Source organism: Frankia gtarii, assembly GCF_025403375.1.
Classification (GTDB): domain Bacteria; phylum Actinomycetota; class Actinomycetes; order Frankiales; family Frankiaceae; genus Frankia; species Frankia gtarii.
The window spans coordinates 20,535-32,634 of the sequence record NZ_JAMPTM010000042.1 but is presented as its reverse complement, the minus strand read 5'-3'; the positions used below and the strand labels follow the sequence as shown (position 1 = coordinate 32,634).

Sequence of the window (12,100 nt, the reverse complement as noted above, 5' to 3'; positions counted from 1 at the left end):
GGGGCTGATAACCCGATCGCTCGACAGCCCACCAGCCCGACAGCCCGACAGCCCGACATCATCAATGAGTAGGAACCGAGTGGCGACGAGCCGGCGAGCGGCTGTCGCCACTTGCTGTCGCTACTCGCTGTCGCCACTCGCCATTTCCGGTCGCCGGGTCCGGCACGGCCCTGGTCGAGGTGGAACGCCGCGGAGCGGTCCGCCGCGGACCGGGTGCGTGCAGCCTGCCACACCGCCGTCGAAGGCTGCCGGCGGAAGGCACTGAACGGGAAACCCCGTCGATCTCCTCTGCGGTTCTCTGCAGGAACTCATGTCCCCGTCGGCGTGTCCCACCGGCCGCGTACGGCCTCCGCCGAAATCAAGGAGACGTAGGGGATTTTCTACGCAAGACTGTCTCGTCGTGCTGCTGACCATTGCCACGACGCACCCGCCGGCCCGTGACCTCGGGTTTCTGCTGCACAAGCATCCCGACCGGGTGCATGCGTTCACCGAGCCGATGGGCACGGCGCATGTGTTCTACCCGGAGGCGACCGGCGAGCGGTGCACCGTCGCCCTCCTGTTGGAGGTGGACCCCGTCGCTCTCGTGCGGGGACGCAAGGGGCCGGTGGGGGAGGGGTTCGCGCTCACGCAGTACGTCAACGACCGGCCGTACGCCGCGTCGAGCATGCTCGCGATGGCCCTCAAGGATGTCTTCCGCACGGCCATGACCGGCCGGTGCGACGCGCGACCGGAGCTCGCCGCCGCGGCCATCCCGCTCGAGATCCACGTGCCCGCGGTCGCCTCCCGAGCAGGCGCGGATCTGCCACGGCGCCTGTTCGAACCGCTCGGCTGGCGGGTGGCGGTGGCGACCGGCCCGCTCGATCCCGACATTCCCGACTGGGGCGAGTCGCCCTACCTCGACGTTCGGCTGGCCGGGGAGCTCCGGCTCGCCGATGCGCTCAACCACCTGTACGTGCTGCTGCCGGTCCTGGATGACGCGAAGCACTACCGGGTCGGCGGCGACGAGGTCGACAAGCTGCTGCGGGCCGGTGCCGACTGGCTGCCGACCCATCCGGAGTCCGAGCTCATCGCCCGCCGTTACCTGTCCCATCGCCGGGAGCTGACCCGGTCGGCGTTGGCCCGCCTCGCCGAGGTGGACGACACCGAGGCCGAGCAGCTGGACAACGCCCTCGGCGGCGCCGTCGCCCTCGACGCGGCGGACCGTCCGCTCTCCCTGGCCGAGCAGCGCCGCGGCGCGGTGCTCGCCGTGCTGCGTTCGCAGGCCGCCCGCCGGGTCGGTGACCTTGGCTGCGGCGAGGGGCTGCTGGCCCGGGATCTGCTCGCGGAGCGGACCATCGAGCACGTGCTCGCCGCGGACGTGTCCGCGCGGGCGCTGCGCATCGCGGGCAGGCGGCTGCGGGTGGCGGAGCTGACCGACTCCCAGCGGGCCCGTCTCACCCTGATCCAGTCCTCGCTGACCTACCGGGACGAGCGGTTGACCGGCTTGGATGCCGCAGTGCTGATGGAGGTCGTCGAGCATGTCGATCCCGCGCGGCTCGGCGCCCTGGAGGCGACCGTCTTCGGCTACGCCGCCCCCGGCATGGTGATCGTCACCACCCCGAACGTGGAGTACAACGTGCGCTTCTCGACGCTGCCCGCGGGGGCGATGCGGCACCGGGACCACCGCTTCGAGTGGTCCCGGGCGCAGTTGCGCGCCTGGGCCGATCGGGTCGCCGCCGAGCACGGCTACACCGTCCGCCACCTTCCGGTCGGACCGGACGACCCCGACGTCGGGCCGCCGACGCAGCTGGCCGTCTTCAACCGGACGGTGGCCGCATGACGCCGCGTGAGCTCGCTGTTCCCGAGCTCAGCCTGGTCGTCCTGATCGGGGTGAGCGGTTCGGGGAAGTCCACCTTCGGCCGGACGCACTTCCGGTCGACCGAGGTGATCTCGTCCGACTTCTGCCGTGGTCTGGTCGCCGACGACGAGAACGACCAGTCCGCCACGCCCGAGGCGTTCGAGCTGCTGCGCTACATCGCCGGCAAGCGCCTGGCGGCCGGTCGGCTGACGGTGGTCGACGCCACCAACGTCCAGCCGGACGCACGCCGCCCGCTGGTCGCCCTCGCCCGCGAGCACGACGTGCTGCCGGTCGCGATCGTCCTCGACGTGCCCGAAGGGGTGTGCGCGGCGCGCAACGCGAACCGCCCGGACCGCGACTTCGGCCCGCACGTCCTGCGCCGCCAGCGTGACCAGCTCCGACGCGGGCAGCGGGGGTTGGCGCGCGAGGGGTTCCGCACCGTCCACCTGCTGCGCGGCGAAGGCGAGATCGCGGACGTCGCCGTCACCCGGACACCGCTGTTCAACGATCTGCGGCACGAGACCGGCCCGTTCGACGTCATCGGCGACATCCACGGCTGCCGCGCGGAGCTGGAGACGCTGCTGGCGAGACTCGGCTACACCCTGCGCCGCGACGAGGCCGGGAGAGCGGTCGGCGCCCATCGGGCAGACCGTCGAGTGATCTTCGTGGGTGACCTCGTCGACCGCGGCCCGGACACTCCCGGGGTGCTGCGGCTGGTGATGGGGATGGTCGCCGCCGGCGAGGCGTTCTGCGTGCCGGGCAACCACGAGAACAAGCTGCTCAAGGCCCTGCGTGGCCGGGATGTGCGCATCGGCCACGGCCTGGCCGAGTCACTCGCGCAGCTCGCGACGGAGCCGGCGCCGTTCCGGGCGGAGGTCGAACGCTTCCTCGACGGTCTGATCTCCCACTACGTGCTCGACGGCGGCCGGCTGGTCGTCGCGCACGCCGGTCTGCCCGAGCGCTACCAGGGCCGCGCCTCGGGGCGGGTCCGGGAGCTCTGCCTGTACGGGGAGACGACCGGGGAGAGCGACGAGTACGGCCTGCCGGTGCGCCACCCGTGGGCGCGGGAGTACCGGGGGAAGGCGACGGTTCTCTACGGCCACACGCCCGTGCCGACCCCGGAGTGGGTCAACAACACCCTCTGCGTCGACACCGGATGCGTCTTCGGCGGGAGCCTGTCGGCCCTGCGCTACCCGGAGCGCGAGCTCGTCGCGGTGCCGGCGGCCGAGGTCTACTGGGCACCGGCGCGGCCCTTCCCGACCAACCCGCAGGCCGCGGACTGCGCCGAACGGCCCGCGGTGGGGTCCGTCGCGGTGGGCCGGCGGGATCCCGACGTCCTCGACCTCACCGACGTGCTGGGCACCCGGGTCGTCGAAACACGCCACCTGAAGCGGATCAGCGTGCGGGAGGGGAACGCGGCCGCCGCCCTGGAGGTGATGAGCCGGTTCGCGATCGACCCGCGGTGGCTGCTCCACCTGCCGCCGACGATGAGCCCGGTGGCCACCTCCACCGTCGCTGACCTGCTCGAACACCCCGACCAGGCCTTCGAGGCCTACCGCGACGACGGCGTCGGCGCGGTGGTCTGCGAGGAGAAGCACATGGGTTCGCGGGCGGTCGCGCTCGTGTGCCGGTCGCTCGCCGCGGCGCGGGCCCGGTTCGGCGCGCCCGACGACCAGACGGGCGCGGTGTGGACGCGCACCGGGCGGCCGTTCTTCCCGACCGAACTCACCGTGCAGCTCGTCGACCGGCTGCGCGCCGCCGCCGAGACGGCCGGGCTGTTCGACGAGCTCGACACCTCCTGGCTGCTGCTCGACGCCGAGCTGCTGCCCTGGAGCGCCAAGGCCGGGCAGCTTCTGCGCGAGCAGTACGCCGCGGTCGGGGCCGCGGCCCGCGCCAGCCTGCCGGTCGCGGTGGACCTGCTCGACCAGGCGGCGCGGAACGGTCGGGACGTGAACGAGCTGCTCGCCCGGACCCGATCCCGGGCGGCGAACGCCGCGGCATTCGCCGCCGCCTACCGGCCCTACCAGTGGCCGACCGACGGCCTGCGCGGTGTTCGGATCGCACCCTTCCAGGTGCTGGCGAGCGAGGGCGCGGCCCATCACGGGCGGCCGCATGCGTGGCATCTCGGCCTCGCCGACCGCCTGGTGGCCGCCGACCCCGACCTGGTCGCGCCGACCCGGCGGATCTTCGTCGACACCACCGATCCGGAGTCGGTCGCGACGGCGACCCGATGGTGGACCGAGCTGACGGCGGCGGGTGGCGAGGGGATGGTCGTCAAACCTGCCGAGAACCTGGCCCACGGCCGGCGTGGCATCGTCCAGCCGGGGCTGAAGGTGCGCGGCCGGGAGTATCTGCGGATCATCTACGGCCCGGACTACACCGAGCCCGACAACCTGAAACGCCTACGCGAGCGCGGTCTCGGGCTCAAGCGTTCGCTGGCGCAGCGCGAATACGCCCTCGGGTTGGAGGCGCTGGACCGCCTCGCGCTCGGCGAGCCGCTGTGGCGGGTCCACGAATGCGTCTTCGCCGTGCTCGCCCTCGAATCCGAGCCGGTCGACCCACGTCTGTGAGGTCGCTGCGCCGTCTGTGCGGACTGCGTCAAGGAGCAGGTCGCGGTGAGTGGGCTGGGATGCGGTCGGGGATGGCCTGGGCGGCTGCGAGGTAGCGGGGATCGGGGCGCAGCGCGTGTTCGCGCAGGCAGGCCTCGGTGAACTTGAGAACGTGTTCGTCGCCGTGCTCGACCGCTCGGGAGATCAGTTCGTCGACGCTGCGGACGTTCGTGTCGGCCGCGCTGGCGCGGGCGGTCTCCTCGCCCCGGTTGGTGCCGGTGAAAACCAGGAGCATCGCCGCGTGGATCTGCCACATGGCGGCGACGGACGGTGCGTGCAGCTCGGTGGGCAGATAGGGCAGGACCAGGCGGATGGCGGCGGGCGCGGTGACGGCATGGATCAGTGGTATCGGCGAGTAGTCGGTGTGGACCAGGCAGAGGCCCGCGAACTGGGCGGTCAGGTCGCTGAGCAGCGACTGCGCCTGATCGGCCCGCAGCGCGGCCAGGGCGTCAAGGTAGCCGGGCTGCTCGTCGAGCCGGCTGAGGCGATCGTGCAACAGGGCTGTCGGCGGGGCGGTCGGATCGAACGGTGTCCGGGGGAGGGCGGCGACGGCGGTGGCCACGTCGTGCCGGCCCTCGAGCCGGGGGGTGCCAGGCAGCGGGGTGAACCGGGCAGCCCAGTAGGCGAGCCCGCGAGCCAGCTCGGTCAGCTGCTGGGGGCTGGCCGCGCCGTCGGCGGCAGCGACGCTGCGCACGGCGTGCGCGGTGCGGATCGCACCGTGCGTCAACCGGGACATCAGGCCGGGCAGCAGCCGGGGCCACCACCGGCCCAGCACCTCGCGCCACGGTGCTTGCGCCAGCTCGCGGTGGAACAGGTACTCCCAGTCCCCGACCCGGTCGATGACGCCGAGCGCCGGGCGCCAGGCGGACTCGTCCGTCGGGTCCAGGTCGAACCGGCGGGAGGGCCGGTCATGGTTCGCCATGGCGGCGCGGTAGGCGTCCACCCATGCGGGGATCGCGTCGCCGTGGCCGAGCACGGCCAGGGTCTCGGCCCCCATCGGGCCGTGGCTGGCGAGGTCGGCCTGGCCGGCCCGCTCGTAGCCGAGGTCGTCGAGGCGGTCGAGGGCGTCGGTCACCGCGTCGCCGTAGCTGATCGAGGTCATGTGGCTCACGTCTCTCACATCGGCCCCGTACTCGAGGCCATAGCTGTGGATATCCGAACACTTTGTATATTCCAACTGTCTACGATTGTGGCGTGCGACGTAAACAGGTGGCGGACGACGATTTCGAGAGCCCAGGCACGTCGGTGCCAGGGCGGCCGACGGCGCAGGAGCTCGACGTGCTCAAACACGTGCCGTTGCTGGCCGCCTACTTTCAGCGGGCCCGCACGGAGATGCCACCGGAGCTACGGGGGATCTTCGACGTGCACGGGCTGACCGCCCGGCACGGTGCCGTCCTCACCCAGCTACTGACCGACACGCCAACCAGCATCACCGAGCTGGCCGCCTGTCTGGGCGTGTCGCTGTCGACCGCGAGCCAGCTCGTCGGTAACCTCAGCGACGCCGGTGTGGTCGAACGCCGCGAGGACCCGAGCAACCGGCGCCGCACGCTGGTGTCGCTGCGGGAGCAGTACCGGCCTACGGTCGAGTTGTTCATCGCCACCCGCTCGGCGCCGTTGCTGCGCGCGCTGGCCGGCTTGTCCGCCCGGGATCGGCAGGGATTCGTCGCGGGCCTCGCCGCATGGAGCGCCGAAGCTCAGCCGTAGCCGACCAGCGGCGGACCCGGGCCGCGGTCTGGAAGAATTCCGGGAACCGCCGTCCCGGTCGGAGTTCCGGCTCACGGGCGGTCGTGCCTGATGAGATCTTCCCACTGGAGGTGAAGGCGATGACCGCCTCGACGCCGCGGATTCCTCGACACATCCCGATCGACACCGCCGCCCGCCGCGGCACCCTGCAGATCGCCAGTTACCAGCTTGGTGATCATCTCGTCTGGGCCGCGACGGACAACCTCGGCGTCGTCGCCCTGGCCGGCACGCGCGAGGAGCTTCAGCGGGCGCTGGACGAGTTCGAGGAGTAGCGCGGTGGGGGGTTGTTCGGCTCCTTGCCCGTGATGATCAGCTCGCCGACCGTGCCCGCCACGTCCTCGATCGGCACGTCCGGGTCGACGGGTGCTGGTACAACACGTCGATGTGGTCGGTCCTGAGGTGACGCAGGCTGTTCTCGGTGACCTCGCGGATGTGGTCCGGCCGGCTGTCGAGCGCGACCCCGACGCGCCGCGGGTCGCTCAGGTCGAAGCCGAATGTGGTGGCGATCACGATGTCATCGCGGAAGCCTCGCACGGCGCGGCCGAGTAGTTGCTCATTGCTGCCGGCGCCCAGGCCGTACCGCTCGGTGGTGCTGCGACTCGACGGTCGGGTGCTGTCTGACCTACTGCTGGAACTGGACGGGACGGACCCGCGCACGCTGCCCGGTCCCGGCGGGCAGATCGTTGCGCCGATGACACCGGACCTCATCGACGCGGTCATCCGGTGGGCGGGGCTGCTCGACACCCCGCAGGACATCCGCCCGCTGGCGCCGAGCCGCGGAGGAACGTTCAGGGAACGCCCGGTCCGTAGAGTCCTCTGTGACCGAACAAGCTCGGGGTTTCGGCGCCGCAGCTTTCAGGCGAACCTCATCGAGGCTTCCCCTGACACCTCCCAGCGAATGGAGACACTGATGTCCCTGACGATCGGTAGCACCGCCCCCGACTTCGTGGCAGCGACCACGGAGGGTCCGATCTCGTTCCACGAGTGGATCGGTGACTCGTGGGCGGTGCTGTTCTCGCACCCCAAGAACTTCACTCCGATCTGCACCACCGAGCTCGGCTACCTGGCCCGGATCAAGTCCGAATTCGACCGCCGTAACGTCAAGATCATCGGCCTGTCGGTCGACCCGATCGAGGCGCACGCCGCGTGGGCCAAGGACATTGAGGAGACCCAGGGCACCGCGCCGAACTACCCGCTCATCGGCGACGCCGACTTTGCGATCTCCAAGGCGTACGGCATGCTCGGAGCCGACGTCAGCGGCGACCCGTCGGACCGCACCGCTGCAGACAACCAGACCGTGCGCAACGTGTTCGTCGTCGGCCCGGACAAGAAGATCAAGCTGGTGCTGGTTTACCCGATGACGACCGGGCGCAACTTCGACGAGGTCCTGCGGGTCATCGACTCGCTGCAGCTCACCGCGAAGCACAAGGTCGCCACCCCGGTGAACTGGAAGCAGGGCGACGACGTCGTCATCGCCGGCTCGGTTTCCAACGACCAGGCCAAGGAGATCTTCGGCAGCTGGGACGAGCCGAAGCCCTACATCCGCATCGTCCCGCAGCCGTCCGCCTGATCACAGGGCGCTGGTCGCGGCCGGGTCGGGCCGGAGCGGTTCGGCGGCGGGCGGGTCGTCGTCGGGGTCACCTCGACCCCGTTCACGTGCCCGCCCGCCCCGAGCGAGACGCGCTGCGTCACCGCGGTGGCTGGCAGCCGGGGCACCAGAACAGGTTGCGGCCGGCCAGGCTGGTGGTCAGCACCGGGGTGGCGCAGATCAGGCAGGGCTGGCCGGCACGGCGATAGACGTAGACCTCACCGCCGTGGCCGTCGACCCGAGGCGGGCGGTCCATCGCCTCGGGGGTGTGCTCGGGGCGCACGGTGTCGATCCGACCCGTCCGCAGCCCGTCGGCCATCAGCGTGACCAGGTCGGCCCACATGGCCGCCCACTGCCCCCGGGTCAGGTCACGACCTGGCACCAGCGGGTCGAGGCCGGCCCGGAACAGCACCTCGGCCCGGTAGATGTTGCCGGGGCCGGCCACCACCGTCTGGTCGAGCAGGAGGACGGCGATCGGGACGCGGCTGCGTTCGATCCGCCGCCAGGCCAGCTCCGGGTCGGCGTCGGCGCGCAGCGGGTCCGGGCCGAGCCGGTCGTGCAGCGTCTTCACCTCGCCGGGTTCGAGCAGTTCGCAGGCGTTGGGGCCGCGCAGGTCGGCGTATCCGGTGTCCGCGGTCAGCCGCAGCCGGACGGCGCCGATCGGTGTGGGGGCCGGAAGTGGGCCGACGGCGTACTTGCCGTAGATGCCGAGGTGAACATGCAGGACCTGGTCGTGGTCGAACCGTAGGAGCAGATGCTTGCCGTGCGCCTCGGCGGCGGTGAGCAGCCGCCCGTCCAGCCGGCGCGCTCCCTCGGTGAAACGGCCCTGGGGGCTTGCCACGGCCACCGGCCGGCCGGCGAACATCTGCCGGTGAAGCGCGGCCAACCTGTGCACAGTGTGACCTTCGGGCATAGTCGGGTGAGCATACTGCCGCGGTCGGCCGCGGCGCCGGGCCGATCCGACGCGACCGCGGTGTTTCCGCGCCGCGGGAATCGGTATCTCCTACCCCGACGGGCGGCGCCCGCGGACCTCGTGTGGCCGCCTGGCGTAACCAGACGTCGGCCGTGAGGGGACCATGCGAACACGTTGTCAGATACGAGTTCCGGCACGGGGTCACGCCCGCGCACGCCGGTGGCAGGTGCGTGATGGCGGGTGAGCCGACGGTGGCCGGGGTGGGCCGGGAGCGCCGCACCGTCGCGCTGGACGAGGCGTACGCGGTAGGGGGCGACCTGCCGCTTCCGGGGGCCGGCCGGACGCTCGAACGCTGGTCGGCGCTGGCAGCGCTCGCGGTGGACGATGTGGTGCTCGCGCGGCTCGCGGAGGCGCACGCCGACGCGGTGGCCATCATCGCCGAGCTCACCGGAGAACCGCTGCCGCCGGGATCCCGCTGGGGGGTGTGGGCTGCGGAGGATCCCGCCGGTGTCCTGACCGCCACCCCGCTCGACGGGCAAGGTGCGGACTGGCTGCTCGACGGGGCGAAGGCCTGGTGTTCCGGGGCGACGCTGCTGACCCATGCCCTCGTCACCGCCCGCCACGGCCGGAACCGGCAGTTGCTCGCGGTCGCGTTGGATGCCCCCGGGGTCACCGTCGCCGGCGATGACTGGGCGGACCCCGGCATGAAGGGCGCCGACACCCGCCAGGTGATTTTCGGGCGGGTGCGCGCCCGCGCAGTCGGCGGACCGGACGACTACCTGCGCCGCCCCGGGTTCTGGATCGGCGGGATCGGCGTCGCGGCCTGCTGGTACGGGGGCGCCACCGCCGTGGCCGCGCCGCTGCGGAAGCGGGTGGGTGACCGCGGGGGCGACCCGCATGCGGCGGCCCATCTCGGCGCCGTCGACGTCGCGCTCGGTGGCGCCCGCGACGTGCTGCGGGCGGCGGCGGCCGCGGTCGACGCGCGCCCCGAGGCGGATCACGCGCGCCTCGCCCGGCGGGTGCGGGCGACGGTGGCGGGGGCGGCGGTTGAGGTGACCCGCCGGGTCGACCGGGCGCTCGGGCCGGCGCCGCGTGCACGCGACCGCCGGCACGCCGCTCGCGTGGCCGACCTGGCGGTCTACATCCTCCAGGACCATGGCGAACGGGACCTGGCCGTGCTCGGCGCCGACGTCGCCACCGCGGCCGAGCCGGGCTGGTCGCTGGGGGATTCGCGGAGGATTCGATGACGCTGCCGCAGCGGTACTTCGACGAGTTGTATGCGGGCGACGGCGACCCGTGGGGATTCGCCGACCGCTGGTACGAGCGGCGCAAACGGGCGCTCACCGTCGCCCTGCTCCCCGACGACCACTACGCGACCGCCTACGAGCCGGGCTGCTCGATCGGCCTGCTGACCCGCGATCTCGCGGCCCGCTGCGGCCGGCTGCTGGCCACCGACGTGGCGCCCGCCGCGGTGACGGCCGCCGCCCGCCGCACCGCCGACCTGCCGAACGTGCGCGTCGAGGCGGCGCGGCTGCCGGGGGACTGGCCCGCGCAGACGTTCGAACTCGTGGTGCTCTCCGAGGTGGGCTACTACTTCGACCAGGCCGACGCCCGCCTCGTCGCCGCCCGTGCCACCGCCTCGGCCGGCACGCTGGTCGCCGTCCACTGGCGGCATCCCGTCGAGGACTACCCGTGCGGGGGCGACGCGGTGCACGCCCTGCTCGGGGAGGCCGCCGCCGGTGCGGGACTGACGCGCCTCGTGCACCATCTCGAGGACGATCTGGTGGCGGACGTCTGGGCGCGCGACGCCCGCTCGGTCGCCGAGCGAACGGGCCTGCGATGAAGCGGGTCGGTCTCGCCAGGAAGGGGACCCGGCCGCCCATCAACCGAATCGGCCGCTCATGAATCGGATCAGCAGGGTCGGCGTGGTGGTCCCGGCCCACGACGAGCAGGATCTGATCGGGGCCTGCCTGGACGCCCTGAGCGAAGCGGTCCACCATCCAGGTCTGCGCGGCGTGGGCGTCGAGGTGTTGGTCGTGCTCGACGACTGCGGCGACGAGTCCGCCCGGCACTGCCGGACGCGCGCGGTGCCGACGCTCGCAGTGCGGGAGCGGAATGTGGGACGGGCCCGGTTGCGCGGATTCGCGCACCTGATCTCCCGGGCATCGGTGGGCGCGGCCCAGGCCCATCCACGCGCGGTGTGGCTCGCTTCCACCGACGCGGACAGCCGGGTCTCCCCCGATTGGATCATGACCCAGGTGGAGCTCGCGTGCGACGGCGCGGACGCGGTGTTCGGCGTGGTCGACATCGACGACTGGGACGGATTCCCCGCCCCCGCCCAGCGACGTTTCCTGCGGCACTACCGCGGGGCGGAACCTGCGGACCCGGGTCTGCACCGGCATGCGCACGGCGCCAACCTGGGAGTCCGGCTCGACGCCTACAACCGGGTCGGCGGCTTCCCCCCGCTTTCCGTCGGCGAGGACAACGCGCTGTCCGTGAACCTGCACCGCCATCCCGACCTGCGTGTCCTGCACACCACCGCGGTGCGGGTCACCACCAGTGCCCGCCGCGACTCCCGCGTCGAGGGCGGATTCGCCCACGTCCTGAGTGGCTTCGAATAGTCCGCGGCGCCGATTCGAGGCTGGCCGGTCAGGGGTCGATCATGTTGGTGGGGACGTCGCAGATCAGGTAGGGGACACGGGCCTCGCACTCTTTGCAGGAGTGTGCGGTCCAGGAGTTCGTGGCGCCCTTGCCATGCCAGTTCTTGAATATTGCGCGTATCTTGGCCGACGCGTTGGAGCCGACATACGCCATCTCGCTCATGCGCACATAGCCGACCGAATTCCAGGCGAGTTTCTTGGCGCCCAGGCCGAGCAGGAGCTTGATGGCCGAACACGACTTTGTTAGATTATCTACGGTCGGGCTCAGCTCCACTCTCGCACCGCGGACCGTCCACCACTCCTCCTTCTTTTCCTGATCGGGGATCTTCGGGTTCACGGTCTCCCATTCCCCGCGGTGATAGGTGATGTTCTTCAGGTGCTTGGGCTGTATCCACGGACCTTCCAGCTTCTTGTTCCAGCCGCTGGAGGCGATGAGGTAATATTCCTTGTTGTCGATTCTTGCCTCGAGAACGCCCATCATGAAGCCGCAGTCGGGATCTCCGGTCAGCTCGCTGTCGCTTCTGAGGTTGTCGTCCACGGTGCGTAGGACTCCGCGCAGATCCGCGCTGTCGACGAGCTCCGGAATTCCGTGCAGCGGCTTACCGTCTGTCTTCTTCTTGCTCCTGGCGAGGCCGCAGCGGGGACAGGTGTCGGACGCCCGGCCGCCGTGCCTGAGGTTCGGCTCGACGGCCGGCTTGTAGGGGCGCTTCTTCGTCTTCGTCGGCATGCGAGGCCTTCCGTCGGATCTTG

12 protein-coding genes are annotated in these 12,100 nt (G+C 71.6%); 8 read left to right on the top strand and 4 right to left on the bottom strand.

Annotated elements, in window-relative coordinates; all coding sequences use genetic code 11:
- Nucleotides 1-400: 400 nt before the first annotated feature.
- Together NBZ83_RS09325 and NBZ83_RS09320 are read left to right on the top strand one after the other, a co-directional pair.
- Entirely contained in the window at nt 401-1,819 is a 1,419-nt protein-coding gene (locus tag NBZ83_RS09325) for a 3' terminal RNA ribose 2'-O-methyltransferase Hen1 (RefSeq protein ID WP_261568381.1), read from the top strand.
- Entirely contained in the window at nt 1,816-4,407 is a 2,592-nt protein-coding gene (locus NBZ83_RS09320) for a polynucleotide kinase-phosphatase (protein ID WP_261568380.1), read from the top strand. Before NBZ83_RS09325 ends, NBZ83_RS09320 begins: the two co-directional genes overlap by 4 nt.
- Nucleotides 4,408-4,435: 28 nt before the next feature.
- Here NBZ83_RS09320 and NBZ83_RS09315 read toward each other — a convergent pair whose 3' ends face one another.
- Nucleotides 4,436-5,548: a questin oxidase family protein gene (locus NBZ83_RS09315; RefSeq protein WP_261568379.1), complete on the bottom strand. Its 1,113-nt coding sequence runs from the start codon at nt 5,546-5,548 to the stop codon at nt 4,436-4,438.
- Between the two features lie 92 nt (nt 5,549-5,640).
- Between NBZ83_RS09315 and NBZ83_RS09310 the strand changes: the two genes are divergently transcribed.
- Both NBZ83_RS09310 and NBZ83_RS09305 read left to right on the top strand, forming a co-directional pair.
- Complete coding sequence (locus NBZ83_RS09310; protein ID WP_261568378.1) at nt 5,641-6,150, top strand: MarR family winged helix-turn-helix transcriptional regulator; 510 nt, start codon at nt 5,641-5,643, stop codon at nt 6,148-6,150.
- A gap of 83 nt (nt 6,151-6,233) precedes the next feature.
- Nucleotides 6,234-6,461: a hypothetical protein gene (locus NBZ83_RS09305; protein WP_261574766.1), complete on the top strand. Its 228-nt coding sequence runs from the start codon at nt 6,234-6,236 to the stop codon at nt 6,459-6,461.
- Between the two features lie 37 nt (nt 6,462-6,498).
- On the opposite strand, the gene NBZ83_RS34505 is transcribed toward NBZ83_RS09305, so the two are convergent.
- Nucleotides 6,499-6,723, bottom strand: a complete 225-nt coding sequence (locus NBZ83_RS34505) for a hypothetical protein (protein ID WP_261574765.1) — start codon at nt 6,721-6,723, stop codon at nt 6,499-6,501.
- Nucleotides 6,724-6,745: 22 nt separating this feature from the next.
- Between NBZ83_RS34505 and NBZ83_RS09290 the strand changes: the two genes are divergently transcribed.
- Complete coding sequence (locus NBZ83_RS09290; RefSeq protein ID WP_498041045.1) at nt 6,746-7,759, top strand: redoxin domain-containing protein; 1,014 nt, start codon at nt 6,746-6,748, stop codon at nt 7,757-7,759.
- Nucleotides 7,760-7,877: 118 nt separating this feature from the next.
- Here the strand turns inward: NBZ83_RS09290 and NBZ83_RS09285 are convergent, their stop codons facing one another.
- Entirely contained in the window at nt 7,878-8,690 is an 813-nt protein-coding gene (locus tag NBZ83_RS09285) for an Fpg/Nei family DNA glycosylase (protein ID WP_261568373.1), read from the bottom strand.
- A gap of 233 nt (nt 8,691-8,923) precedes the next feature.
- On the opposite strand from NBZ83_RS09285, the gene NBZ83_RS09280 reads away from it, so the two are divergent.
- Genes NBZ83_RS09280 through NBZ83_RS09270 form a run of 3 tightly spaced genes read left to right on the top strand, consistent with a single transcriptional unit; the run spans nt 8,924 to nt 11,311 of the window.
- Nucleotides 8,924-9,937: an acyl-CoA dehydrogenase family protein gene (locus NBZ83_RS09280; protein ID WP_261574764.1), complete on the top strand. Its 1,014-nt coding sequence runs from the start codon at nt 8,924-8,926 to the stop codon at nt 9,935-9,937.
- On the top strand, nt 9,934-10,533 hold the full coding sequence (locus tag NBZ83_RS09275; protein WP_261568371.1) for an SAM-dependent methyltransferase: 600 nt from the start codon (nt 9,934-9,936) through the stop codon (nt 10,531-10,533). Before NBZ83_RS09280 ends, NBZ83_RS09275 begins: the two co-directional genes overlap by 4 nt.
- A 58-nt stretch (nt 10,534-10,591) precedes the next feature.
- Nucleotides 10,592-11,311, top strand: coding sequence for a glycosyltransferase family 2 protein (locus tag NBZ83_RS09270; RefSeq protein ID WP_261574763.1), 720 nt, complete (start codon nt 10,592-10,594; stop codon nt 11,309-11,311).
- A 28-nt stretch (nt 11,312-11,339) separates the two neighbouring features.
- On the opposite strand, the gene NBZ83_RS09265 is transcribed toward NBZ83_RS09270, so the two are convergent.
- A complete protein-coding gene (locus NBZ83_RS09265) occupies nt 11,340-12,077 on the bottom strand; it encodes a hypothetical protein (protein WP_261574762.1) in 738 nt (245 codons plus the stop codon).
- Nucleotides 12,078-12,100 lie beyond the last annotated feature (23 nt).